Genomic DNA, 25,859 nt, shown 5'->3' with positions numbered 1-25,859 from the left:
ATAATGATTTATTAACTTGTATATCGTATTACTCTCTTACTATAGTTCCTTATAAATCGGCAAATGAATCATAATCGTTGTTCCTTCTCCAACTTCACTTTCAATTTCAATTAATCCTTTATGTTCTTCAATAATTTTAAAGCAAACCATAAGACCTAGTCCTGTACCATGATCTTTACTAGAGTAAAACGGCTCACCGAGTCTTTCCATTTTTTCTTTAGGGATGCCACATCCTTGATCCGTAACTTCTATTTTTACAAAGGGATCACTGTTTTTCATTTTTATTTTAAGTTTACCACCTGTTGGCATGGACTCTATCGCATTTTTCAAGATGTTAATTAACACCTGTTTAATTTTATGTTCATTACAAAGGATAGCATCTATACCTCGATCAATTTCACATTCGATTTCGATTTGATTTAATAGTGCTTCTGTATCGATGATAGCCAATGTGTCTTTTAAAATTTGTACAGGATCTTTTTCTAAAAATAGATTAGCTTGTGGTTTAGCTAATGATAAAAATTCGGTTACAATAACTTCAATCCGCTCTAATTCGGATAACATTAAATCAGCATATTCTTTTTGGATCCGGTCACTAAACAGTTGGATAAAACCTTTAATCGATGTAAGTGGATTTCGTATTTCATGTGCCACCGCAGCTGACAACTGACCGATGACCGATAGTTTATCCGACCTTTTTAATAGTTCGTCCGTTCTTTTCCGGTCACTAATATCCCTTGAAACCGATGTAAAGCCGATTAAATTACCCGCACCATCTCGTAATGGTGAATACGTAATACTGACGTCAATAATGGAACCATCTTTCTTTTTTCGTTTTGTCTCTATTCCGATAATATCTTTACCCGCTTTTATTTTCTCAATAATTTCGTTCATTTCTTCACGTTGTGCGTCTGGAAGAACTGGATATTTCTTTCCAATGATTTCTTCAAGCTTCCAACCATAAATACTTTCAATCGCTGGGTTGACATGCAGGACCTCTCCGTCTAATGACAACGTACCAATACAATCGGCACTATGATAGATTAAAGATTCCAAAAATTCCTTCGTTTGCTTGAGTTTTTCCTGTGATTTTATTTTTTCTGTTATATCTTCTACAATCCCGTACACACCGATCACGTTTTCCTGAACGATAATAGGTACGTTTGTAACTTTTAAGTACACATTTCTGCCGGTTTGATGTCTAATGGTCGTTTCGAATTCTTGGGATATCCCCTTAAGTGATTGGTTAAAGTGCTCCTTTGCTCTTTCTAAATCACTTTGATTTACAAATTGATAGGTGGCATTTTTTATTTCCGAAAATTCATACCCTAAAATCTGTTCGAGTGAATGATTGCAACTCACCACTTCTCCATTTAGATCCATTATACAAATACCGTTCGGGTTATGATCAAACAACGATTTAAATTGTTGTTCGTTCCTCTCTAACAGTCGTTCGGTTTTCTTTCGTTCAGTTATATCACGCCCAATAACAACGATTCCTTTATTAAGTATGTGGTCCTCACTTATAAGAGGTACTTTTATGATATCGTATACTAACTCATCCCCATTGGTTTGCGGGAATTTCAGCTCCCTTCTTACAGGTGAATTAAGCTCTAATACCAATTGGTCGGTTTCTTCTACTTGAGAAAGAAAATATTGATATTGTTGATACAGTGGCTTTGATTCGTCACCAACTTGGCTAAATTGAAAAGTTGGAAGTTTTTCTTTTGCCGTTTGATTTCCTTCAAGCCAACGACCTTTCTCATCTTTAAAGACGATTAAATCAGGGATAAGGTCCATTACGAACTTAAATCGTTTTTCCGTTTCATGAAGTAATCTTTTTTCTCCTTCTTTTCTTTCTAGAGCTAATCCTACTAACTTAGCACACATCTCAATCATTTCTAATTCTAGTTGTGTCGGAACTGACGAATAGGGATGGTAGATAGCAAAAGACCCCACCACTTCCTCATCAATAAAAATAGGAATAGACCAACAGGAGTGAAGTCCGTAACTTACGGTGTGGGTGCGAACCCCCTCCCATAATGGGTCTGTTAAAATGTCTTGCGTTATGATAGGTTCTTTTCGTACCATCGCTGTTCCACAAGAGCCTTTTTCACCAACTTCCTCATCATAGAACGGTGCAATAAACTCGTGTGGAAGATTGGGTGCAACGATTTTACTAATCTTTTTATCTTGATTTATGAGTAAGATCGACGAATAGGCTTTTCTGACAAAATAAGCTTCAACCATCGTGGATAAACGGTGCAGGATCTCCTGCAATGATTCACGTTTAACGATCATATTGAGAACAGTTTGATTTAATTCTAACAATAAATCACGCTGCTTTTGCCACGTAATATCTTCTAACGTAATCAAAATAAGGCTTGCCTCATTTTCGGATAAAAAACGACAATGCAACTTCAGCCATTGTTTATGTAAGGTTTTTACTTCAAGCAATCGAGGGGATTGTTTCATTTCTTGTAAATGAACAGTAGAATGATGAATGAGTTCATGATAACGGTCTTGAAAAAAATCATAAAAGGAAGCGCTCTCTAAATTCTTTCCTTTATTCAAAATGTCATTTGCTAAGTCATTCGCACCCACTATAATACCATCAAGCGTGATTGCAATGATTGGTACTGGACTATGGGTACAAAAATAAGTAATGTTTTCATAGGATCTTTCTAGTTGCTCCATAAACAGTTTCCTCCAATTCCTCAAACTTCATCATTCTATATAAACTCCAATAAATTACAGACCATTTATTATATTTTATTATAAAATGATTTTCTATTAAACTCCTTAATTATAATCTAGTCATATTTTCTTAATATTATAGAAATAAAATTTATAATAATGACCTATACCCTCATTCCTAAAAAATGAAACCAGGCAACTTTACCCTATTGCAGTGGTAAAGGTGCCTGGTACCTTTCAATGATTATTTATAATTTATGTTTGCTAATACGTTCATTTTTGTCGCAGGCATTTTTTCTGTTGCTTGACCGATCTTAATATTCTGGAATTGCATATAGTTCTTCTTAACCCCAGCTGCTAAATCAATCATTATGCATTGATTAGCGATGTGAGCAATGACTTGATCATAGTGTTGTGTTTCGATGAGTTGCTTTCCAATTGTGTCTAATCTTTTGTTTGTTATGGTTTTCTCACGAGCTGAAATATCTTCACTCAAAAAGTTGTTCAATCGCTCCAACTCTGCTTCATATTTTCGTTGTAACAGATGAAGATACTCGGTACGAACGCGAGCGGCAAGCCCCTCATCATATCGGTGCATATAAATGAGTGCCTTAAACCCATTTTGTTTACCGCTGTCAAATTGCCAATAGATCGGACGTTTTTTATACACTTGGACATGGTCATTATAGAAGTCTTTAATAAAATACCGTCGAATGGCTTGTCTAGAAGATTCTGTTCCTTTTTTATTAAGTGCTCCTGCTATCCATTCGAGGTTTTGTTCAAGTTGCCTTTCACCAAACGTTATACTGAGAAAATCAACAAAACGTGTGGCGATATCATCAACAAAATACTCATCGTCTGTCACTGGAATAACGTTATCTTTATCCACATTAAAGGTTTCATACCGGCTTAGCGAGAATGTTCCCCCTCCAAAAACAAGGCCGTCTTCATCTAAAGAATATCTTCCGAACATACAACCGACTGCATAAGAGATGAAAGATTTTACATCGCGTTCGCGCTCAGCAATCCGAATAGAGAGTTCTTCTTCCTTTACAACTGGAGAATATTCCCCTTCTAGACGATACAACTGAATGAAAATTTCATTTAGCTTTTCTTCGTTTGCTTTCAAGCGCTCAAATTGTGCAGTCGTATAATTTGTCCAGTTTGTATATGTTCCTTCAAGCGTACCTTGATTGTGCTGTAAAAATGGATGCTTCCTAAAATCAACTGAGGTCTCAAACGAATCCCAATCTTCTTTTACTATTTCGATGTTTTCTCTGACGATTGCAATGACTTGTTCCTTCACACCATCAGGTGGACGGATAAACGGAACGCGTACAACGTCGTTTAATTTAACGTGCAGGCCTGAATTTAATAATCTAAATACTTCATTTGCAACAACGGAATTTAACAGCCCCAGTAGAAAGATTCGATTATCTTCATCCTCCACTAACAAGGCGGGCCCTGCCATATCAAAAAGTGTATTGCTTGAGAGTACCCGTGCATTAAACGCACGTGTCGTTAAATCCGTATAGGTAATACCATCTTTAAACCAATATTCCTGGTTTAATAAGTTTGAAGTCGGGTTATCCCGGTAAAATGTTTTTGCTTCATCTGACCAATCAATAATAGTCTCTAAGTTTCCATACCATTTTCTTAACCTTCCACCTTTTGCATATAAAAACCAACGCTTGTTCATCTCTTCTTGATTAACTTCCCACGCAAACCGTAAAAAACGTTCATTGTTTGCTGTTTTGTTTCCTGAGCCGGATTTGTCTATAACCGTTTCAATTGACGGGTACATGTTAAAATTTTCAAGCATTGTTTGACTTGTCCAATATGCAAACGGATGCTTTGGAATTCGTTTGAATTCCTTGATTCTTTTAATAAACCAATTATCTGTATTCATCATTTGTTGTTCTTTTTCTTGGGTGCCAAACGAAACGAGATTAATAAAGCAACTAGTAAAATCCTCAATTGGTGTATTGCGAGTAATATACGATGTTGTTTGAACGACTTCCCCGCCGATTTCCTCAAACGCTCGTGCACCGAGATGGACCATGGAGACGATTGATTGAGTTTCCATTAAAAACGATCGAACTCGTTCGTATCTGCTTAAGAACATCCAGGAATGTTGATTAATTGTCGCAATATAACTTTCAGGTTTTCCTAGTTCGTGCATCTGCTCCATGAAAACAGTGAAAAGATCATTGGAGTATTCTTTGTAATGCTCTTCAATGTATTTTTTAAGAGCAGGATTCATATTTCCTATCCCCATATAAGGAGGGTTTGTGATAACGACATCATATTTCATTGTTAATATTTTGGCCTGTTGAAGCAACGGCGGAATGGTTGCTAAAATGACATCTCGATATTGCGCTTCAAACAAATTAATAGAATCACTCGTGCGGAGCTCTTCTAGTCGTTTCTCAACTGCAGCAAATTGAAGATTTTCTAGTTTTAATATTGAACCAAATTCTTTTGCATCATGGAAGCTTGCGATGAAATGGTTTAAGTCGATTTGAACTGTTGGATCCACTTCAACATTCGTTGTGTCAATAAAATAGTCAACGGCATCTCTTGGAATTTCATTACTTTCTTGGATAGAGCATACATGCACTTGAATGGGCTCTCTAAATAAGCGTCGATTATAGCTTCTTGCTTTCATCATCAGTGCAAAATAAGCTAACTGTGCAGCTCGGTCATCAATGTCTAATCCATACAAATTGTTTTCTAGGATCAACTTTGGAATTTCACGAGGAGAATAACCAGCTTTTGCATAAATGTGATAAAGAATATCAAAGGCGTACACAAGGATATGTCCTGAACCCATACAAGGATCTAACACCTTTATTTCTTCAGGCTTTAAATCGGTAGGTTTCAAGCTGTCCAACTGAGCTTGAGCATGAGCGTCTTGTTCAATTTCTTCTATATAATAGTTCCAGTTTGCTTTTAATTCTTCGTTTGGGTGGGTTTCCAACCATACACGCCCAACGGCATTTTCAACCATGTATTGTACGATCCATTTCGGTGTAAAAAGCTGTGTAGCTGCAGGGATGTTTTCTTTCGTGACTTTTTGTTTTTTCTTCAATCCGGCAAAAACTTCATCTTTCTTTTCAGAAATGTAAAATTGATACAGCCAACCGATGATTTCAACTTGATCTTTCCAATCTTCTTCAGGAATTAATGTGACGAGAAGTTGGAGGACGGAATCATCCTGTAATAAATTGTGCGGCAATAACAGTTCGGTATAGTCGTTAATTTTTTTAAACATAACCGGTAAAATCGTATGTAATGCGTTACATTGCTTGATGAGTAAGTATTTAAACAGCCCTTCTCTATCGTTAGCATCTTGAAAACGATAAAGTCTATCAAGGTTAATGTCTAAATCGATGTTTTGGGCTTCTGCTAAAATGTCCGGCTCTGTTTTCCAGGGCTGTTCTGAAGAAAGAACCCTAACCCCTGTTGGCAAGTAGTCATTCACTTCCATAAAACGAAGGGCTATCAAACGGTTAAACCACGTATAAGCGACCTCTTCAATAATTTGCTCGTAGCCTTTTTCTTTTATTTTTTTAATAAGCTCTTCCCGTTGCTTTAGTTCAAAAGAGGGAAAAATTCTTTGATTGACGCGGAAGCCACCTTCACAGACTTCCGCTTCTTTGATCTCACCTGGAGTTATTCCCAGTTCATACGCTTGTTGTTCGATATCAATAACCAGCTGCGTTCGTGCTTGGACAGCGAATTTTCGAATAGTAGATTTATTCATGTAATTCTCCTTCTATTAAATTAAACGAATCACCGTATCTTCTTTTAATTTTTTTTTGAGGCGCTCACGCATCTGTTCAAGCAAATTGTCAATCTCTTGTTCATTTTCGATCGTTGTTGACTCCCGTAACAGACTCGACATGCATACATTTAAAGTCGTTTTCCGTTGATACTCCGTCTTCAATTCCACCGGTTTTACTGTAGTTCCCGATGGGACTATCGGTGTAATTCGTACTTTTTGAGACTGACTCAGTTCCATTTGTTTTGCATGAATTTCATTAAATGAGCGAACTTTTAACCGGCCACTTTCTTCTTTCATGGCGATCGCTTCATAAAAGTTGTTCACGGTTTCCAAACGGTTCGATAAATCATCAAAGCGCTCTTTAATGACCGGTAAAAGCTCATCTTTAAATGACTTTACAGAAAGTTCTTTCATAACCTTTTCATAGTCAGTTTTAATTACTTCTCGCACAGGACGACATTCTATTTCTAATAACCCAGTAAACTTATCGACAAACCGTTTGATTAAAACCGGTAATTGGTAAATGTTAGCGTATGGGTTTGCTTGCTGAACAATTTTTTTCATGTCTCTAATTGCTTTTATGATCTCCTCGTCCATAACGTACGATCGGTTTTTCTCAAAAGTCTCAATTTTTTCAAGCGCATCGTCAAAAATCGATTGTTGTTCTTCAAAGAAATGTTTTATATCTTTTCTATCATCGACATAATCTAGAATATCTTCTTTTAATTGATAGGCCACTTTATACCAGGTGAGCGTGTCAGGAATCGCTAGCAGTTCATTAAATGTCATCTCTGCTTCTAGCAATAGGTCTTTTCCTGGATAAAGCTTTTTGTCACAGCGATCTAAATATCTTTTAATAACTGTTTCAAGCTCTTTTTCTACTAATAAATTAAAATAACTTCGTAATTGCTCTTCGTTTGCAAACGGCGAAGCCACACCCGTTAACTCTTTAGAAAGGTTTTTAATATTGTTTATATATTTCGCCGGTGTTTTCTCTCGTTCTTTTATGAACGTGTGCTCAATGTAATCCCGTTTTGTTAAATAATTTAGAAATTCTTTATCTTCTAGCTCAATATGCTGTTTGTTTAAAAGTAAATTAATTTTTTGTGATTTAAACAACTTAATAACAGAAGCAACAATATCATATTTATGCCAACCGTACGGAATGTTGGAGAAAAACGTTAAGACACTCTTCATAGTAATTGGAATATTTCTTTGGCTGTTTCGACTAATATAAGCATTTAGTTCAGCTAGTGCTAGCTTATTAGGTTCTTCAATCAAACACAGTTGTTCGTTAGTTCTAATTAATAATGGGTATAAATCTTTTACTGAATTTGTATGTTGTCTGATTTGGTTGAGCTTATGATAAAGGGACTCAATCAGAACTTTGATCGCTTCATTCATTCGAGCTTCAGTTTTTTTTGATTTTACTTTTAACGCTTGATTGTTTACATAAAGGTCCGCCTCTTTCAGTCCTTCAATTAAAAGTGTTTTTACTCGTTTCTTTCTATCAGTTGACTCTGTTCTTTTCCTCAACCTAATATCGTCAACAGTCGATGTAAATATCGTTCCGCCTGCTTTTCTTAAATAAGAGTCTATCTTTTTCGCTTGTTCCATTTCTTCAATCAACGTTGTATCTTGTGGAAGTTTAATAATTAAATTATTTTCTCGCTGTGACATTGATTTAAGTTCCGCTTCGTGAAGTGCGTTTATTCCTTCAAAATACGGAGTAATGACCTTCACACCAAACGGATGTCCTTGTTGATGTATGGCGAGACTATCAATATATGTATTAAACGAAAAGTGATAACGAGTTGAATAACGAAACTTTTTTTTGTTATAGATATCTTCAAAGATGAAGAGCCCAATATCACGAATCGTTTCAGCAAAATCAATATGTATACTTTTAATTTCACGATTGACAGCTTGTTCATCACTCGTAAGAAAAATGTACTCTTCTCCGTTTTTCTGGACTAATGTTTCGCAAATGAGTCGTTGCAAGGAATTTTGAATCGTTTTCATTTTTTCGACTTTGTCTTCATCGATATGCTTCACAAGCAACGTTGCGATGTTCTCAATATTGGATGGCATTTCTTTTACGTATTTTACTAAAAACAAGAGTTTCAGAATTTCAACATCTTCATCAGTTAAACGACTGTTTTGTTGTGCTTGAATAATCACCGAGCGGATACTGATTTCAAGGAACGTTTCAATCGTTTCATAAAAAGCAGAAAACGGGACGAGGGTTCCTACTTCATCGGAAGCATGAGCAATGGCAGACGCTTGAAAAGCACTTAGTAAGGAACGCTCTCCTTCAGATAAGCTTTTTCCTGCAGCGCCGTGAACGCGAACTCCAGTAAACACTTTTTGTAATAAGTGAAATTGATAAGGAATGAATGGGTACACATCAATAAAATCGTTTTGATCGGCGAACGATTTAAATTCAGGTATATCTTTGAACGTGATCAGATTATTAATAATCGATCGTTTTTTCGGATATAACAATTGCAAATCTTGCTTCGCTGTATCATTTTTTTTCAGTATCCGTTTCCGAATGACTTCATCCACATTGGAGCTCGATAATCTTAGTCTTGTATTAAAACGACCTTGAATTTTAGAGAAATCATCGCCTTTGACTTTCGTAATTGATTCTATTTCTTGTTGGCTCGTTACTAACACCCAGCACTTTCCACCACAATAAATCCCTAATTGCTCCACTACGGTCTGCAGGTTCAACATGAGTTGGGTGTCGTCCCCTATGTATTGCCCCATTTCATCAACGAGGAATAATACATGATGATTGTCAGCTTGTCTTTCTATATATTCATTGACCCGCTGGGCGAATTTTTCAATACTTAAACTATAATTGTCTTCAGCTTTGTGAAACCAATTCCGGACTGCCTCTTCACTCATTTTTGTTGTCTTGGCTAATGCTTTAACAATCCCCTCTTCTTCGTAGTATAGATTTTCACGAGAGTACTCCCAGGTCGAGCCTGCAATTGATTCGAATGTCGACTTAAAATCCTCATACACGTGTTCTTTTACTAATTGTCGCTCTAAATCCGCAAGCCACGGAATAGAACCACAAAACCCTTGCATTTCATTAAAAGCTTGATTAAATACTCGTAAAATAGAATTTCTATTTAAGTTTGAATCAGATTCCGACTTGGCATCAATGTTAAAAAGAACCACATCAGTCGTGACTTTCGAAACGTCTTTCATGTTTTCTAAGATTGCTGTGTCTTCAATTTTATCTTCAAAAAAAGATAGTGCTTCTTTATTTTTTATTTTTTTATTAGCTAAAAGGTACGATAAAATTTTTAGAAAGTGCGATTTACCAGACCCGAAAAAACCTGATATCCAAACACCCATTTTATCGGTATGGCCAAATACTCCCTTGTTGTAAGCTTTAAAAAAGTCTTCAAAGTGTTCGGCTAACTCATTTGTAACTATATACTCATCCAACTCTTGATAAACGTTTAATTCATCATCTTGACCGACTTTAATTACACCTTTTATATCCCGGTTTATCGGCTTTTTAAACATATTTTTAATGTGCATAATACATCCACCTCGCCCCTTCATTTTACACTTATTCATAATGTCGGTAAACGCAAAAGGAAGTTTATTGTCGAAAAATGCAATAATAGTCTATTAAACCAATAATTGTTATAGCAAGATATAAATGATATGATTAGTAGGATAAAGGAGGTTCTCATGTCTATTGCTACAAAAACCATAGCGCTTACAGAAAGTATTCAAGTGAATGAAGGCTCACACATTCTCTATTTTTACCAATCAGAAGAACTATATTTAGAAAATCTCGCATCATTTATCGTCAGTGCTATTCAATTAAATCAACATGCAATTGTTATTGAAACACCGGAACGTTTTGAGGCCGTCTTACAAAAGTTGCCTAACCTATTAAGTAAAAATGAATATGAACCATTTTTGCATTTTGTTGATAACTTTGATTTCTATCAAAAATACCAAGATTTCCGTTTTGATAGAGTGTTAGAAAACTTTAAGACGACAGTCCAACCGTTTATTAATGATAATCTCTGTGCCCGTGTTTGGGGGCTCGTGGAATGGAAGGATCAACCCAATATTTTAGAAAAGCTGCATACATATGAATGCGAATGTGACCTGACTGTTAGTGAAATCGGATATATGACGGTCTGTTGTTATGACGGCAATTCTGTCCCTTCCTATATTCTTACAGAAATGATGAAAAGCCACCCCTACTTTATGACAGATAATGAGATTGTAAAATCATCGCTGTATCAACGAAATGAGCAAACCGTGTTCCCTTCCTTAGCGACGCAACGAGAGATTGAATCTGAACTAGACTTCTATAAGCAAAAGTTAGATTTTATTCATGTCGTAGCTCATGAAGTTCGCAATCCACTAACGGTCATTAAGTCATTCGCTACGATATTAAAAACCGAATTACATGATCCAGATGTCCAAGCTAGATTAAGTCTAATTGAAGATTATTCTGTAGCGATTGACCACGAAATTCATCATATTATCCAAACAGAACAAATGTTAACGAGTGATACGTTTTGGAAAATGAAACTCATTAAGGTAAACCCTTTATTAGAAGAAGTATATGAAATCATGATGGTTAAAGCACGAACACAAAATATCAACATCAAATCAGACTTGCGTGTACCTAGTAATACGATCATTCACGGGAACAATATGGGTTTTAAATTAATTATTTCTAATCTTATAAGTAATGCCATTAAATACAGCTTTGAGGACAGCACGATTTATCTAAATAGTTTTATTGAAGACAACAAGCTCATCATCGATATTATTGATCAAGGCATCGGCATTTCACCTGATAACCTGGAAAAGCTCTTTCAAAAGTATCATAAATTAAATGAAGAAGAAGCTGGTCAAGGGATCGGGTTGTTTATGGTGTATAAACTCGTCAACCATTTTAAAGGTGAGATTTCAGTAGAAAGTGAATTAGGTAAAGGAACTTCATTCCGAATTAAGTTTCCCGTTTAGTAATTATATATATATCCTTCGTAAGCGCCTAGTTTTGTTTTTATTTGTTTACACCGCTATGATGACTCATAAAAGAACGGATAAGACAACAATTTGTCTTATCCGTTCTTTCAGGTTGATGTGCTTAATTGCTTGATTGGGTCGCTTCACTGTATTCGACCGCATCTTGTTGACTGCTCTCGTCACTGCCAACTTCTTTGGTAAGAAACGTTTCACGATGACGATACAGTAGATAGCCTGCTAATAGGAATGAGAAGAAGTCAGCGATCGGAAATGCTAACCAAACCCCAGTTGTACCGATGAAGTGCGGTAAAATTAAAACGAGTGGAATCAAGAAAAGAAATTGTCGAGATAAAGATAAAATTAACGCAAGCTTTGCTTTACCCAGTGCTTGGTAAAGACCACTGCTGATAATTTGAATTCCAATTAAAAACACAGCTGCAAACATCACTCTCATCGAATCTGCTCCCGCTTCAATAACAGCCCGATCTGAGGTGAATATGGACATAAGGTACGACGGGAACAACATGACAATAAAAAATACAGCAACCGACATAATTGTCGTGATCTTCAGACTTAACAAGACGGTTTCGCGCAGACGCGAAAAATTCTTGGCTCCATAATTGTAACCGACAATCGGTTGCATTCCCTGCATAATTCCTGCCATTGGCATAAAGGACATCATAATAATTCGCTGAATAATTCCGAATACCCCAACGTAGAATTCACCGCCAAAACGAATAAGCATCGCATTAATTGCTATCATCATAACGCTTCCTGCTGCCTGTTGAACAAAGGCAGGAAGACCAACGAGTGTAATTTCCTTTACAAGTGCAAACTTTAATTTAAAATCGGCTATAGTTAACGATAATGTACTCTTACCGGAAACGAAATATTGAATGACCATAGCACTTGTAACCACTTGAGAAATGACAGTCGCATATGCAGCCCCGCGAACCCCCATGTTCAATCCAAAAATAAAAACGGCATCCAGAATAATATTAAGAACGGAAGGAATAATCATCGCCATCATCGCAAAGCGAGCATTACCTTCTGAACGAATAATACTATTTGTTGCAAACCCAAATGTAAAAAACAATGTCGCTAATAAAATCGGGAACATGTAATCAAGGGCATACGGCAAGATCTCAGGTGTAGCTCCAAATAAAATAAGAACCGGTTCCAAAAAGGTAAAGGCCCCGACAAACCCTATAACACTAAGTAAGAGGATAAGCGTTAAGACATTTCCAAACACTTTATTCGCCTCTTTTTCCTTTCTCTCGCCTAACCTTCGCGAAATAACAGAGGCACCACCGATCCCCATTGCTGCTGAAATGGCCATCATAAGCATCATGAGTGGAAATGAGATCGTTACCCCCGCTACTGCTGAAATCCCGACACCGTATGATATAAAGATCGTATCAATGACATTGTAAAGTGCCATAACGACCATTCCGATAATAGCGGGAATTGATAAGCTTTTTAGTAATTTCGGAATGGGTTCTGTACCGAGACGTTCACTTTGAAATTTTTGATTCATGTTGTTTGAACCTTCTTTCTATATAACTAGTAACGTATTACTTTTGTAAATTGAGTGCTAATTTTTTTAACCAAATAATAAGGATCTTCTGTTCTTCCTTAGATAGACCGTTGACCAGCTCTTCCTCTAGTCGGCCAATATCGTTCCACAGCGTTTCTTCTAGAACTCTACCTTTTTCAGTTAGAATAATGGTTTTGCTTCTCCGGTCACTTTCGTTATCTTTTTTCTCAATGAGTTCTTTTTTTAACATTGATTCAATAATTCCGTTCATCGTCGGTGCTTTAATCAATAGATTTTTTTGGAGCTCAGATTGAAGGAGATTACCGTGGGCATGAAGTAAATAAATCACTTTTGCTTGAGCTACGGTTAATCCATATTCGCTTAACTTCTCATTGTATAAATTTTGGAGAAGGTGGCCGACAACACCAATGTGATAACCGACCCTCTCATCAATATTCCGTTCCATTTTCATTAGCCCCCTAACTAATCCTAATCCATAATTTTAAATAAATTTGCTGTTTTCCGCAATGGATTTCTGTTTTTTATATAAAAAAAAATATTAGTGTCCTAACTTTTCGGTTTGTGAAAGAATAAGGTAATTAGTACAAGTACAAGTGGCTGATTAAAAGCCATATCTTGGAGGAAATGCTAAAAGAAAAAAGCCTTACCCTGAGAGAAAACGGGTTCAGCTTTTTGGGGGAAATGCTAATAAATTTAAGTGGTATACTGATAGCATAGCATTAAAAAAAATGATCACCAAAGATTGTACGCCAAAAAGCACTTAAATGTCTACGCCCTCGTATGTTAAAGAAATGATCACCTCTAAAATAGAAACTTAGAACGAAATCAATTTGGCGGACACACAGGACCTTAATTAGTTAAAATCCTTCATTCATGAATGTTCGCGGACTGAGAGGACCTTATTTGTAGCATTTTTTGTTCCAAAGGCTGTTTTTATAGTTAATAAGGGTATCTGAGTCCGCTAAATCATAGAAAACAGATTTTTTGTCACAAATAACGGCTCTGGAGTCCGTTCCTACTCTAATCCTTATCTGGGTACAAACCTGTTCCTCGAAAGATAAGACTTTAAATCCATGTTTCTTTTAAACAAGTGTAAAAATTCAAATTTATAATGCCCATTTTCGTATGGCTACAGCCACGCCATCTTCTATATTGGAAGACGTGACCCAATCCGCAGACTCTTTGACGAATGGCTGCGCATTCCCCATTGCAACACCGATTCCAGCATCTTTTATCATCGCTAGGTCATTAAGACTATCACCCATTGCCATGACATTATCCATTGTAATGCCTAATCGTTCACACACTTTTTCAATTGCTCTCGCTTTATTCACACCAGAGGCATTAATTTCAAGATTTGTCGGACTGGAATTACTAATTTCAAGTGCTTCGTTTTGCTTTAACTCCTTTAATATCACATCTCTCACTTGGTCGTCTTTTATATCAAATCCAAACTTCATCCATTCGTGTGAAGAAAAATCTTCAGGAAATTGCTCGCGCCATACGTTATCGACGGATGCAGCCCAACAAAGTGTATTATGTTTTTGTTTTAATTTGTACATATGCTCAACAAACGAAAAGTCCAGTAACTGTCTCTCAATGAGATTTCCCTGTTCGTCCCAAATTTCACTCCCATTCACTGTTATCAGATAAGAGCTAAGGGACAGTGAATTTACAAGGTCATCGCAAGTCATTCTCGTCCGCCCTGTGCTAATGACAACGTGGATCCCTTTTTGTTCCGCCTCTTTAATGGCTTTACGGTTTTCCTCAGAAATCTCGTGTCGGTCATTTAAAAGGGTTCCGTCCATATCAATTGCAATTAATTTAATATCTTTGTTGCTGATGTTCGAGTTTTCCATTGGTTCTCTCCTCTATATTTGTTTTATTTTAGTTTACTGCACTTTTAACGTGTTTATATGTACTTGTTGCATAGAAAAAGATTAAATAAAGAAGTATTGATATTTACAACTTTATTGTAACAAAAATGGCCGTGAAGAAACATGAATGTGAACATGGAATTATTTACTGTAACGGTTTCGTAAGGGGATTTTATTCTTTTGGGGTAAGATAATAAAAACACGCCAGCCAGTTATTTCATACGAGTTACGATTTGTTTTGATGTAGGAGGATAACGATGAGAAGGATATTGCCAGGTTCGATATTAACTTACAGCCAATATGGTCATGTGAAAATCCCTAAAGAGGTGAAATGCAAATGTCCAGATTGTAGTAAAACAGCACGCTTCACACTTAAAGCGGATTACCAGGCAAATCGAACGGGATTGTTTTCAAAAGGAAATTGTCCAGAATGCAAATCAAGCTCTTCTTTTGTGATCATGCTCTCAGATTACTTGGATAAATCGAATGAGGACGCTGAAGTGTATATATACGATCCTAAAACAACATTTGCTGAAGTAGAAAATCACACGAACATTCCAGAAGATTTGATTCGCGCCTATCGTTCTGCGCTAAACGTACATCAATCTAAAGACCCTTCAGCGACAGCGGTTTTATCAAAACGTGTTCTTGAAAGCGTCGTGAAAAGCTTTCTCGGTGATAAGGTCAAAGGACAGTCTTTATCGGAGCAGTTGGAACACTTACCGAAGCATCTTGATTTAAATAAACCAATCACATCTTTAACAAGCCTTACTCATCCAGAAAGCCACTTTCATCAAATTTTAGAATTGGAACGGGACTTGGATGAAGATATGGCCAGGTTGTTAATTGAATTACTAGAAGGGATCATTGAATATTTATATATACTCCCGTCAAAAATTGAAACAACACATGATCGCATTCAACAACAACTTCACTAGTTCAATTACTCTTTACATATAGAAGTTGGCCTTTATATACAAAGGGCGACTTCTTTTTCATGAACTTATGTAACCATGACGTCTTATTTTTTCCACAACTAAACATTTCTCTCTTCTCTATAAGATTTGGTATAATAAAAAGCATGCATACTAGGCAGGCCAGCTCCCCCATCGTTGATTAGAGAAGAAGAGAGGAAAAACGATTGAAAAAGTTCAAGAAATTTTATTTGGAAATTACGAGTGTTTGCAATCTCGCTTGCAGCTTTTGCCCTCCTACTGAAAGGCAAAAACAATTTTTATCGGTAGATGATTTTTCAAAGCGATTAGATCAAATTAAGCCTCACACAAACTATATCTACTTGCACGTCAAAGGTGAACCATTACTTCATCCGAAAATTGATCAACTACTTGACATTAGTCATGAAAAAGGGTTTAAAGTTAACATTACAACAAATGGGACGTTATTACGAAAAGCAAAGCATAAAATAATAAATAAGCCAGCCCTAAGACAAATGAACTTTTCCTTGCATAGCTTTGATGGACATGAAGGATCAACAGACAAAGAAGGTTATGTAGGTAGTATTTTAAGTTTTATTAAAGAAGCAACTGCTCAATCGGACTTAATCGTCTCGTTACGATTGTGGAACTTAACCGAGGATAACTTGACGAACGTTCAAAAAAAGCGAAATCGTGAAGTCCTCGAAATCATTGAAAAAGAATTTAACCTTGATTATAAAATTGAAGAAAAAGTGGTACCTGGCACCGGTGTAAAAATAGCCGAGCGCATTTATATAAATCAAGATATTGAATTTAAATGGCCAAGCTTGCACGAGGAAGAAGACGACGGTAAAGGTTTCTGTCACGGGCTTCGAAATCAAGCGGGAATACTAGCAAACGGTACCGTTATTCCATGTTGTCTGGATGGAGAAGGAGTTATTAACTTAGGAAATATTAACGAGACGAATTTCTCTGAAATTATTGAAGGCGAACGAGCGAACAATTTGTATAACGGCTTTTCACGCCGTGAAGCCGTCGAAGAATTATGCAGAAAGTGCGGTTATCGAACAAGGTTTGGCGCATAGTTTTTTAAATCATAACTAAAGGGTGGAACTCCTCCACCCTTTTTTATTGACTCTTTCTATATTGGAGCACGAGTGATTTGGGAGCGATTAAATCAGCGATAATAACAAAACGCTTGGGTGCATGCCCAACAAAACCAAAGGGATAGCAGGTAATGACCGTTAAGGTGGCTTTTGGTTTAGGGGCGAGAGCTGTTCGATTTTCTTTATCTACAATTCGTATCTTTCTTACTAAGTACGTAAATTCTCCTGCTTCTGTTTCAACGATCAACCGATCCCCTTTTTCTATTTTCCCCAAATGACGAAACACGGTATCGCGATGCCCGGATAATACAGCATTATTGTTTTCTCCTGGAAGTGCTGTACGTTCGACATGTCCAATCCCTTGTTTAAGCTGCTCCTCTCTTGTGCCATAAAAGATAGGTACCCTTGCTTTTAGTTTAGGGATCATGAAGTATCCGTAACGCTGTCCACGAACAGGTCTAGTTTTTTCTTGTATTCTTGGTTCAACAACAGGTATTACTTCTAAATTTGCTTCAGCATCCTCCGTACTAGGTCGATCGATTTCCGTCATTTCAACAGGTATCTTCTCCACCGCAAAAAACCTTTCATAAACCAAAAGGCATTCCAGCTCATGATACTTAACCCTAACAAGAATAGAAGAAGAATGATGAGTTTGAGTCCCATCATTCTTCCTGTTTTGAACGAACTAAGAAGCACGTCTTCTCTCCTTACGTAAGAAACGAGTATATATCACAGCAGCAAACAACGAAAGGAGTACACCAATGAACATATTGGTAATGTAAGGAGAAGCGGTTTCAGGCATCTTTTCTCCAAGTGGATGTTCATGAGCTAAGTGCGGGAGTACCGGTAGCATATTTCCAATATCCGATAAGAACTGCGAGTCAAAAATATTTTCATCCATCGATAAATCTAACAGCAAGTTTCCTTCATCATCGTAAAATTCGATAACGAGTATCTTTCCATCTAAGCTTTCCCTATCTAATAAGCTTAAAAGCGAAATAGCCTCCCTTTGACCATTCGATTTTAGATAAAATGTTGCTGTCATCTTCAAGGCAGCTAACATATCGGTAAATATAGAAGCAATTTCCTGTTTCTGTTGTTCTGTTAACTCTGTAACATTCGAAAAATCACCGATCGCTAACAGCCTCGCCTCTATAGTGGTCATATGTGCTTCGACCGTTTCTTCATCTAACTTACTTAAATGTAAAAAAAGCCGGTCCAGCTCATCATCTGTTATTCCTAACTGTTCAAAAAAGCCTGTGACTGCATCAAGCTCATGACTGTATGTAAGGTAAAAATCGATAGCTGCGTCTAAGTCTTCTAAGAAATAATAGTCTTGTGGAGAGTCACCTTGTTCGATGAGAAGAATTTCAAGTTCGTCGTAAGACATATTGTACCGATCTAAAAGTTGCTGACGATTTTCAGCGGTTATTGGTGTTCCTACCCATTCTTTTAGCTCTTGGAAAGTGCCGAAATCATCTACCGACAAATCAAAGTAGTTTTGTAAATAGTCCTCTAAGTCTGACTTGGTCCAACCAATAGGGGAAAGATACTGCTCAATGACTTCTTTATTAATTTGGGCCAAGGTGACAAGCGGCAGTTGGATACAGATCAAAAGTACAATGACGAATAGTGCCAGTGCTCTTCTCATAAACATTCCTCCCTAAGATGTTAACGATTATTTGCTTATAGGATTTGATATCTTTTGTAAAATATACCATTTATCAAAAATAACGTTCTATGATCACACCAGCACTAATATTGGACCTTCTACATCAAAACAAAAACGGGTAGATACTAGCCCTACCCGTTTCCACCTTTACTATGAAACTCTTCTAATCAATATTAAAATTTGGTAATATCAGAACCTCTACACGACGGTTTTTCGCTTTTCCTTCATCGGTTTCATTCGATGCAACTGGATGATATTCACCATACCCTGTAGCACTTAAGTTTCGAGGATCTAATTGCGGATTTTCCAGTAGAATCTTCATAAAGTTAAGAGCTCGCTGTGCACTTAAGTCCCAATTGGATCGAAATTGTTGGGTTCGAATCGGAACATTATCCGTATGTCCAGCAACCACGATTTTTCGAGGAGGGTCCGTAACGAGCAAGTCTGAAATCTTGTCTGCAAGCACTTCAGCATCTTCTCGCACGCTTGCACTTCCTGAGTAAAATAACGCATTATCTAAGATCGTTAGTAGTAACCCTTCCGATGATAACTGGGTTTCTAATTCGTCACTAAGGCCATTCTCTTGAATGTAACGGTCAATTAGTTCCTGGAGCTTTTTTAAATCCAACTCTTCTCGTATTTTAACATCAACTTCCTCTTCATCGCTTTTTTCAGGAGTCGTTAGATTAGGTTCTAACGCAGGTGTTGGATGCTCTAAGATACTGCCTCCACCTTGAAAGTTTTCATTAAAAACTTCCATCAGTTGTTGATACTTTTCGGCATCGATGGAACTCACAGCAAATAAGACGATAAAAAGAGCAAGTAATAACGTAAGCATGTCAGCGTAGGGAATTAACCATGACTCATCAATATGTTCCTCATGGTGCTTCTTGTTTCGTCTACCCATTCACACTGTCCCCTTGGCTTAAAGCTCCTTCAAGTTTAGCTCGATCGGAATAAGGAACATACACTCTTAGCTTTTCTTCAATTGCTCGTGGTGCAACTCCAGACTGTATGGACAACACCCCTTCAATCATCATGCTTTTAATCATAACTTCTTGTTTGGATTTTCTTTTTAACTTGTTGGCAAATGGATGCCACAATACATAACCTGTGAAAATTCCAAACAAAGTAGCAACGAATGCTGCAGCAATCGCATACCCTAGTGCATCTATATCATTTAAATTTCCTAGTGCAGCAATGAGCCCGAGCACCGCCCCTAAAACTCCTAACGTTGGAGCGTATGTACCTGCTTGTGTGAAAATAGCTGCGCCAGCTAAATGTCTTTCTTCCATCGCAGAAAGTTCTTCTTCCATCGTATCCCGAATATAGTCAGCTTCCATTCCATCGACTGCCATTTTCATTCCTTGTTTTAAAAAAGGATCTTCAATGGCTTCGACTTGGTTCTCTAACCCTAATAATCCTTCTTTTCTCGCGAGTGAACTAAGGTCTACAAACGTTCGGATAAGTTCATTCACATTTGGATTTTTTTGATCTTGAAACAATACTTTAAATAATTTAGGGATTCGTTTCACTTCGTTCCCAGGAAAGCCAATTAATATTGTAGCTGCTGTACCGAAAAAGATAATAAATAGTGCTGCAGGGTTAAGTAAAACAAGTAAACTCGTTCCTTTAAAAATTAAACCTAATAGAATAGCGGCAACGCCTAAAATAATTCCTATAATTGATGTCTTGTCCATAGTTTCACCCATTCTATAATTATAGTTTCCAAAAATAAAATAACAATAAACCTCCTTATATGTCCTTCTAATAAAATGTACAGGGCAAATAACAAAAGCCTAACAATTAGATTGATAGGCTTTATAAAAAGTACTAATCCCACTTTGTCGTGATTAATAAATTCTATAATCAACCCTATCGGTAGTCCGGCGACCATGGTATAAGTACTTTAGGCCCGTGACTTTGCGTCCTTATTTTTCAATAAGTTTGCCATTTTCGAAGGTTTTTCTATGTTTTTGATAATATCGGTCAATAAATAGGAAATCTTAAGTAGTAAAATAGAATTAATTTAAATTTGACAAAATAAAAAGAACAAGGCTCCTTGCATCCTTGTCCTCACTATAGATGTAGCTTTCTTAATCGACTAACTATGAATAAAGTTTCGGAATAGCTTCTTGATCTTGCCCCCGGTCATTCACCATCTTAAGGTGGTACGTAAGAAACTCATCCCAAAGGCGAATGAATAAATCAACGAGTTTCGGATCAAATTGTTTACCGCGTCCCTCTACTATGATGCTCTTTACCTTTTCGGGTGGAAAAGCGTCTTTGTACACACGCTTTGATAAGAGAGCATCAAATACATCAACAATTGCTACAACCCGACCTTCAAACGGGATTTCCATTTCTTTCATTCCATTAGGATAGCCGTTTCCGTTCCACCATTCATGATGGGTATGAGCAATTGATGCCGCTAGTTTAATAATCGGAATATCGAGATTAGATAAAATTTGATGGCCAATGTCAGCGTGAGTTTTCATAAATTCCCATTCCTTCGAGTCTAGCTTTCCTTCTTTATTTAAGATGGAATCAGGAATACCTACTTTTCCAATGTCATGAAACTTTGCAGCAATCGCGATTTGCTCGACAAATGCCTCATCTCTTCCGGCTAACCGTGCTAACATGCCCGACAATGTACGCATCATCAATTATCCCTGAAAAACATTGTTCTAAATAAAGTTTTTGTGCTTCTTTTAAACGAGTTAATGTTGAGTGATTATCAATAAAGTGTCGTAATTCATCAATTGCCAGCAACTCATCGTAAAGTTCATCAACAACTGAAGGAATAATAGGTATAAGAGTGGTTTTATATTGTGAAAGAAATGCTAGTCTATCTTCTGTAATGCCTGTAAGCTTGATTTGTTCCAATCTTGAATGATCACTTGTTCGAATACGTTTCATTGAGTCCCTCTCCTGCTTCACGAAAACATTTCCTTAAAAAGTCACTTTCATATAAATATTGCAGTTACTTTTTAAGTTGATCCTTTGCATATTTTTTAAGCTCATCCACGATTACTTTTTCCATTCCGAGTGTTAAAAACTTAATTCCATACAATGAGCCATAGACATCTTTTTTCTCCCAAACGACTTCACCGACCATAACAAAAAGTTCGGTGGATAACGTAAAAGTTACTTCGACCTGTTCACCATTTTTTAAGTTGCCAGCATCCTCTTTACTGCAATTTAACTGTAAGCCATTCGGGCTAATATTATTAATTTCCCCTTGAAACGGTGCGGATTTAGTTTCAATATCATGAACATTTGTTATGTGTCTATACTCGCAACCTAGTGGTTTTCCGAAATCATACCTAAAGGCTTCATTTCGTTTATATCTTTTGTCTACCATTTTGAGTCCCCCATTTTTAAAACGAATTTACTAATTGGCTTTGATATGTATTTAGTCCTATTCTAGAAACTTAAATTTTTACATGAGCCAAAGAAATACTAAGTTCCCATTATCTCTATTTTTTAAACCATTTTATTTATATTTAAAATCGACAGGAAATGACTAGAATAGTACTATTATACCTTTGTTTTTATTCGCAGGAAGAAAAAAATGTAACAAATTTAATAATTTTATACCAATAAAAAATGATGATTATAGTTGAATTTTTACCTACTCTACGTGTGATTATAATGCTAAGATAATATAAAAGTAATAATACAAAACTTTCCTTTAAGGAGTTACTATGTTGTGGAAATGGTTCATTAGATCAAAAAAGAATGTGCTTATCTACTTGATGATTACAATCATACCTACGATAACGATTAGTCATGCTTTAGCTTTACAAAAAGTTCAAGAAATTGAAAATCATTATATGTATATAACTGAAAATTACGCTCAACTGCATGCTCGTCATATTGACCGCTTTATTGGAGAAACGGTTAGCAGGATTGATATGTTAGCGACTCTAATTGAAATTAATCCGGATGATTTAAGTAATGTTGAAGAGATATTAAAGAGAACCCGTGATAAAGATATCCGGTTTTCGGGGTTTTATTGGTCCAATCCGGAAGGCGATATATTGATTGGAACTAATGAACTTGCTAACCCAATAAACATAGCAGATCGTGAATATTTTCAAAAAGCAATAGAAACAGGAGAATACACCATTTCCCCTGCCCATATTGGCCGTGTCACAGGGCGATTTATTATAACCATTGCTACTCCGGTTCTAAACAATGGTGAAATGAGCGGGGTTTTATTAAGTAGTTTGAGAATTGATAAGATAGAGGAATCAGTTATTAAGCATAGTGATGACGAAAAGGTCTCGGTAATAGACGATACGGGACAATCGATCTTAGACACCGGCTTCAACCTAGCTAGGGATGGAACGTATAATTACACAGTAGAAATTGACAAAGTACCTTGGAGGATTGAGGCTCAGATAGAAACGACAGAAGGTAATTTGTATGCTAAGGCTTTTTTTACAAACGTAGGAATCTTATTTATTTTCACTCATATCCTGTTTATGTTAATTCAATATTCTTTACTAAAAAGACAAATTAAAATTGAAAAGAAACAAAATGAATTGCAAAAAATTGAATTAGTTGAAAACTTAGCAGCTAGCACAGCCCATGAGATACGAAATCCGTTAACTGGGATTAAGGGATTAGTTCAGCTTTTGAGTGAAAAATATAATGATGAAAAAGATCAACTTTACTTTAATGTCATCCAACAAGAAGTTAATCGGATCAACACAATTGTAAGCGAGTTACTATTACTAGGAAAACCAACTGCTCATAAATTAAATACGTATTGTGCCAAGGAAATTATTAAAGAAATAGAGCCAATTATTCATTCGGAAGCTAATTTAAAGAGTGTTGACTTATCTATACAATTTGCTTACGATCGACTTCCTATATCGTGTGTAAAAGATCACCTTAAACAAGTATTATTAAATTTAATAAAGAATGCTTTAGATGCCGTAAACGAAAATGGTGGTCAAGTAAGGATCTGTTTAGAAAAGAAGGGTACGAATTGCGTCATTAAAGTTGCTGATAATGGTATAGGTATGCCTGAAGACGTATTAAATCGTGTATTTGATCCTTTCTTTACAACGAAAGAAACAGGAACAGGTTTAGGTCTAGTAGTATGTAAGCGAATTGTTGAGTCGTACGGTGGAAAAATAAAAATCGATAGTACAATCGACAAAGGTACTGACGTAGAAATAATACTTCCCTTGGTTCTGGACAAGAATTAGTAAAGAAATGACCTTCCCCTTTGCTGTGGAGAAGATCATTTCTTATTTAGTATTTTGATAAAAACTATTTATAAATAGCTATTAACCTTTTTTTATCCAGAACTTTAATACACCAGCATCTTCAGTATCACTTAGAAGCTCATGACCTCCTGTTTTTGCCCACGCAGCTAAGTCATTTTTAGCTCCTTTATCGGTTGCATGAATTTCTAGAATTTGTCCTGAAGTAAGTTCATCCATCGCTTTTTTTGTTCGAACGATTGGCATAGGACATGCTAATCCTTTTGCGTCTAGTACTTTATCTGCTTTCATTGTCATTGTAGTCACTCCTATTATTTTAAGTTTATTATAGGTTTCTCTTATATTTGGGAAGGGAGATCATCCCTTCCTTATTTTCAATTCAGTATACTACTTAGCGAACCGCGCAACGGTTTGGTCCTATTTCCATTTCACGCTTTTCATCTTCGTTTGGAGTAATCTTACCCATATTCGTTTCACGAATTTCTTGGTATGCATTCGGTTGTGGCGGTAAGTTTTCAGTAACGATTTTTCTGAACTCATCTTCATCCGTGATATTGAGGCCATGATTTTTGGCGAATAATGTACCTAATTTTTCTGATACACTACCATCATCATTGAGTTCATCGATAATCATAAAGTGAGCTGGTAATACAACTAAATCCTCTGATAATTCACGGTAACGGTTATAAAGTGATTCTCTTAAGTCAGCTACCCAATCTTCAGCTTTTCCAGCTAAGTCTGGTCTACCGATTGAGTCGATGAAAAGAATATCTCCTGAAAGTAAGAATTTCTCATCAACTACAAATGATGTTGATCCGATTGTATGGCCTGGAGAATAAAGGGCGTGAATATTGATCGTTGTATTACCGATCTTCACATCGGTTCCACCTTCTAATGGTGCGTATTCAAATGTTACTTCTTCTGCATCTTTTGGCGGTAACCAATACGTTGCACCTGTTTGTTCAGCAATTGTACGTCCACCTGAAATATGATCAGCATGAAGATGTGTATCAAATACATGCGTAATTTTTGAACCAATTTCCTTAGCAAAATCAGTGTAAACATCCGTCATACGCGTTGAGTCGATAATAGCAGCTTCCCCGTTAGAAACGACCATATAAGATAAACAACCTTTCCCAATACGTACAAATTGGTACAGTTCACCACCGTCCGTTAAATCACCAACTTTAACCGGCTCTAAGTGCTCACTCCAAGCTTTCATTCCACCTTTGAGGTAAGAAACGTCTAAACCTTCTTCAGAAAGCATTTCTGCTACCATGATTGAAGAACCTTCTTTTGCACAAACCACTAAGATTTCTTTATCAGTAGGAATTTTATCGATAATTCCTTCAACACCATCTAATAAATCAAAATATGGAATGTTAAAATAATTAAAGTTCTCTCCTTCAATTTTCCAATCTGCAAAGTCTGCTTCATTACGAACGTCTAATATAAATAAATCTTCTTTGTTAAAAACCTTCTTCGTCACTTCTTTAGCTTCCATTGCTTTTACAGTCATCTTGCATACCCCCATTAGTATAATTTTAATTAAAAAAATATAGGATTAAAACGTTAAACTTACATCAGCATCTTTCGCAAACTCTAAAAATGTTACAGCTCCACCTACATCAATACCGTCAACAAATTGGTCCTTCTCTAATCCCATTACGTCCATTGTCATTTGGCAGCCGATCAGTTTCACACCCATTTCTTGTGCCATTTGGACTAGCGCTGGAATAGATGGAACTTGTGCCTTTTCAAAGCCAGCTTGGTATTGTTCTTTTCCTTCAGGCATTGGAAGCTGTTGGTGTGCTTCTTTATGAATTAAGTTTAAGCCTTCAAATGTAAAGAAAATAGCTACTTCTTGATTGGTTGCTGCAGCAGCATTTGCTACATTAAATACTTTATATGCATCAAATAGTCCACCATTACTTGCGATAATTGCTAATTTTCCACTCATTATAA

20 protein-coding genes and 1 riboswitch are annotated in these 25,859 nt (G+C 36.5%); of the genes, 4 read left to right on the top strand and 16 right to left on the bottom strand.

Annotation, left to right across the window (positions count from 1 at the left end; all coding sequences use genetic code 11):
* Positions 1–39: 39 nt before the first annotated feature.
* From N7Z68_RS08945 to brxC, 3 genes are all read right to left on the bottom strand, one after another.
* Positions 40–2,697 carry a PAS domain S-box protein gene (locus N7Z68_RS08945; protein WP_275118138.1) on the bottom strand — a complete coding sequence of 886 codons (2,658 nt, stop codon included), beginning with the start codon at positions 2,695–2,697 and terminating at the stop codon, positions 40–42.
* A 244-nt stretch (positions 2,698–2,941) separates the two neighbouring features.
* Complete coding sequence (pglX, locus tag N7Z68_RS08940; protein ID WP_275118137.1) at positions 2,942–6,463, bottom strand: BREX-1 system adenine-specific DNA-methyltransferase PglX; 3,522 nt, start codon at positions 6,461–6,463, stop codon at positions 2,942–2,944.
* Between the two features lie 15 nt (positions 6,464–6,478).
* The gene (gene brxC, locus N7Z68_RS08935; RefSeq protein WP_275118136.1) at positions 6,479–10,045 is read right to left on the bottom strand and encodes a BREX system P-loop protein BrxC; all 3,567 of its coding nucleotides are present in this window, start codon (positions 10,043–10,045) and stop codon (positions 6,479–6,481) included.
* A 156-nt stretch (positions 10,046–10,201) separates the two neighbouring features.
* On the opposite strand from brxC, the gene N7Z68_RS08930 reads away from it, so the two are divergent.
* On the top strand, positions 10,202–11,503 hold the full coding sequence (locus N7Z68_RS08930) for an MEDS domain-containing protein (protein WP_275118135.1): 1,302 nt from the start codon (positions 10,202–10,204) through the stop codon (positions 11,501–11,503).
* A gap of 124 nt (positions 11,504–11,627) precedes the next feature.
* On the opposite strand, the gene N7Z68_RS08925 is transcribed toward N7Z68_RS08930, so the two are convergent.
* The 3 genes from N7Z68_RS08925 to N7Z68_RS08915 form a co-directional block, all read right to left on the bottom strand.
* Positions 11,628–13,043, bottom strand: a complete 1,416-nt coding sequence (locus tag N7Z68_RS08925) for an MATE family efflux transporter (protein ID WP_275118134.1) — start codon at positions 13,041–13,043, stop codon at positions 11,628–11,630.
* 37 nt (positions 13,044–13,080) lie between these two features.
* A complete protein-coding gene (locus N7Z68_RS08920) occupies positions 13,081–13,509 on the bottom strand; it encodes a MarR family winged helix-turn-helix transcriptional regulator (protein WP_275118133.1) in 429 nt (142 codons plus the stop codon).
* Between the two features lie 661 nt (positions 13,510–14,170).
* The gene (locus N7Z68_RS08915) at positions 14,171–14,923 is read right to left on the bottom strand and encodes a Cof-type HAD-IIB family hydrolase (protein ID WP_275118132.1); all 753 of its coding nucleotides are present in this window, start codon (positions 14,921–14,923) and stop codon (positions 14,171–14,173) included.
* A gap of 275 nt (positions 14,924–15,198) precedes the next feature.
* Here N7Z68_RS08915 and N7Z68_RS08910 point away from each other — a divergent pair, with 275 nt between their 5' ends.
* Together N7Z68_RS08910 and N7Z68_RS08905 are read left to right on the top strand one after the other, a co-directional pair.
* Positions 15,199–15,879 carry a DUF4145 domain-containing protein gene (locus tag N7Z68_RS08910; RefSeq protein ID WP_275118131.1) on the top strand — a complete coding sequence of 227 codons (681 nt, stop codon included), beginning with the start codon at positions 15,199–15,201 and terminating at the stop codon, positions 15,877–15,879.
* A gap of 203 nt (positions 15,880–16,082) precedes the next feature.
* Positions 16,083–16,961: a radical SAM/SPASM domain-containing protein gene (locus N7Z68_RS08905; protein ID WP_275118130.1), complete on the top strand. Its 879-nt coding sequence runs from the start codon at positions 16,083–16,085 to the stop codon at positions 16,959–16,961.
* A 43-nt stretch (positions 16,962–17,004) separates the two neighbouring features.
* Here the strand turns inward: N7Z68_RS08905 and srtD are convergent, their stop codons facing one another.
* The 7 genes from srtD to N7Z68_RS08870 all read right to left on the bottom strand — a co-directional run bounded on the left by srtD (position 17,005) and on the right by N7Z68_RS08870 (position 22,018).
* Entirely contained in the window at positions 17,005–17,553 is a 549-nt protein-coding gene (srtD, locus tag N7Z68_RS08900) for a class D sortase, LPxTATN-specific (protein ID WP_275118129.1), read from the bottom strand.
* Between the two features lie 114 nt (positions 17,554–17,667).
* A complete protein-coding gene (locus N7Z68_RS08895; RefSeq protein WP_275118128.1) occupies positions 17,668–18,633 on the bottom strand; it encodes a processed acidic surface protein in 966 nt (321 codons plus the stop codon).
* Positions 18,634–18,817: 184 nt separating this feature from the next.
* Positions 18,818–19,561 (bottom strand): flagellar motor protein MotB, encoded by a 744-nt coding sequence (motB, locus tag N7Z68_RS08890; protein WP_275118127.1) that lies wholly within the window; start codon positions 19,559–19,561, stop codon positions 18,818–18,820.
* Positions 19,554–20,354: a flagellar motor stator protein MotA gene (motA, locus tag N7Z68_RS08885; RefSeq protein ID WP_275118126.1), complete on the bottom strand. Its 801-nt coding sequence runs from the start codon at positions 20,352–20,354 to the stop codon at positions 19,554–19,556. Before motA ends, motB begins: the two co-directional genes overlap by 8 nt.
* Positions 20,355–20,531: 177 nt before the next feature.
* Positions 20,532–20,616, bottom strand: a riboswitch (cyclic di-GMP riboswitch).
* A gap of 146 nt (positions 20,617–20,762) precedes the next feature.
* Complete coding sequence (locus tag N7Z68_RS08880) at positions 20,763–21,317, bottom strand: HD-GYP domain-containing protein (protein ID WP_275118125.1); 555 nt, start codon at positions 21,315–21,317, stop codon at positions 20,763–20,765.
* Positions 21,268–21,573 carry a protoglobin domain-containing protein gene (locus N7Z68_RS08875; RefSeq protein ID WP_275118124.1) on the bottom strand — a complete coding sequence of 102 codons (306 nt, stop codon included), beginning with the start codon at positions 21,571–21,573 and terminating at the stop codon, positions 21,268–21,270. The genes N7Z68_RS08880 and N7Z68_RS08875 overlap by 50 nt, the downstream gene beginning before the upstream one ends.
* Before the next feature lie 64 nt (positions 21,574–21,637).
* Positions 21,638–22,018, bottom strand: coding sequence for a PilZ domain-containing protein (locus tag N7Z68_RS08870; protein ID WP_275118123.1), 381 nt, complete (start codon positions 22,016–22,018; stop codon positions 21,638–21,640).
* Between the two features lie 343 nt (positions 22,019–22,361).
* On the opposite strand from N7Z68_RS08870, the gene N7Z68_RS08865 reads away from it, so the two are divergent.
* On the top strand, positions 22,362–23,876 hold the full coding sequence (locus tag N7Z68_RS08865) for an ATP-binding protein (protein WP_275118122.1): 1,515 nt from the start codon (positions 22,362–22,364) through the stop codon (positions 23,874–23,876).
* An 81-nt stretch (positions 23,877–23,957) separates the two neighbouring features.
* On the opposite strand, the gene N7Z68_RS08860 is transcribed toward N7Z68_RS08865, so the two are convergent.
* The 3 genes from N7Z68_RS08860 to N7Z68_RS08850 form a co-directional block, all read right to left on the bottom strand.
* Positions 23,958–24,185 (bottom strand): sulfurtransferase TusA family protein, encoded by a 228-nt coding sequence (locus tag N7Z68_RS08860; RefSeq protein WP_275118331.1) that lies wholly within the window; start codon positions 24,183–24,185, stop codon positions 23,958–23,960.
* Positions 24,186–24,285: 100 nt separating this feature from the next.
* On the bottom strand, positions 24,286–25,413 hold the full coding sequence (locus N7Z68_RS08855; protein WP_275118121.1) for an MBL fold metallo-hydrolase: 1,128 nt from the start codon (positions 25,411–25,413) through the stop codon (positions 24,286–24,288).
* A 45-nt stretch (positions 25,414–25,458) separates the two neighbouring features.
* A complete protein-coding gene (locus N7Z68_RS08850) occupies positions 25,459–25,854 on the bottom strand; it encodes a DsrE/DsrF/DrsH-like family protein (protein WP_275118120.1) in 396 nt (131 codons plus the stop codon).
* Positions 25,855–25,859 lie beyond the last annotated feature (5 nt).

It is taken from the genome of Alkalihalobacterium chitinilyticum, from assembly GCF_029028005.1.
Lineage (GTDB): Bacteria > Bacillota > Bacilli > Bacillales > Bacillaceae_F > Alkalihalobacterium > Alkalihalobacterium chitinilyticum.
This window is presented reverse-complemented; position numbering and strand designations above follow the sequence as displayed.

Excerpts from the sequence above, each read along its gene's own strand:
- N7Z68_RS08850 (WP_275118120.1), bottom strand. The coding sequence starts at position 25,854 with ATGAGTGGAAAATTAGCAATTATCGCAAGTAATGGTGGACTATTTGAT.
- N7Z68_RS08920 (WP_275118133.1), bottom strand. The coding sequence starts at position 13,509 with ATGGAACGGAATATTGATGAGAGGGTCGGTTATCACATTGGTGTTGTC.
- brxC (WP_275118136.1), bottom strand. The coding sequence starts at position 10,045 with ATGCACATTAAAAATATGTTTAAAAAGCCGATAAACCGGGATATAAAA.
- N7Z68_RS08880 (WP_275118125.1), bottom strand. The coding sequence starts at position 21,317 with ATGATGCGTACATTGTCGGGCATGTTAGCACGGTTAGCCGGAAGAGAT.
- N7Z68_RS08870 (WP_275118123.1), bottom strand. The coding sequence starts at position 22,018 with ATGGTAGACAAAAGATATAAACGAAATGAAGCCTTTAGGTATGATTTC.
- N7Z68_RS08945 (WP_275118138.1), bottom strand. The coding sequence starts at position 2,697 with ATGGAGCAACTAGAAAGATCCTATGAAAACATTACTTATTTTTGTACC.
- motB (WP_275118127.1), bottom strand. The coding sequence starts at position 19,561 with ATGGGTAGACGAAACAAGAAGCACCATGAGGAACATATTGATGAGTCA.
- N7Z68_RS08860 (WP_275118331.1), bottom strand. The coding sequence starts at position 24,185 with ATGAAAGCAGATAAAGTACTAGACGCAAAAGGATTAGCATGTCCTATG.
- N7Z68_RS08925 (WP_275118134.1), bottom strand. The coding sequence starts at position 13,043 with ATGAATCAAAAATTTCAAAGTGAACGTCTCGGTACAGAACCCATTCCG.
- N7Z68_RS08895 (WP_275118128.1), bottom strand. The coding sequence starts at position 18,633 with ATGAGAAGAGCACTGGCACTATTCGTCATTGTACTTTTGATCTGTATC.
- motA (WP_275118126.1), bottom strand. The coding sequence starts at position 20,354 with ATGGACAAGACATCAATTATAGGAATTATTTTAGGCGTTGCCGCTATT.
- N7Z68_RS08875 (WP_275118124.1), bottom strand. The coding sequence starts at position 21,573 with ATGAAACGTATTCGAACAAGTGATCATTCAAGATTGGAACAAATCAAG.
- N7Z68_RS08930 (WP_275118135.1), top strand. The coding sequence starts at position 10,202 with ATGTCTATTGCTACAAAAACCATAGCGCTTACAGAAAGTATTCAAGTG.
- N7Z68_RS08855 (WP_275118121.1), bottom strand. The coding sequence starts at position 25,413 with ATGACTGTAAAAGCAATGGAAGCTAAAGAAGTGACGAAGAAGGTTTTT.
- pglX (WP_275118137.1), bottom strand. The coding sequence starts at position 6,463 with ATGAATAAATCTACTATTCGAAAATTCGCTGTCCAAGCACGAACGCAG.
- N7Z68_RS08915 (WP_275118132.1), bottom strand. The coding sequence starts at position 14,923 with ATGGAAAACTCGAACATCAGCAACAAAGATATTAAATTAATTGCAATT.
- N7Z68_RS08910 (WP_275118131.1), top strand. The coding sequence starts at position 15,199 with ATGAGAAGGATATTGCCAGGTTCGATATTAACTTACAGCCAATATGGT.
- N7Z68_RS08865 (WP_275118122.1), top strand. The coding sequence starts at position 22,362 with ATGTTGTGGAAATGGTTCATTAGATCAAAAAAGAATGTGCTTATCTAC.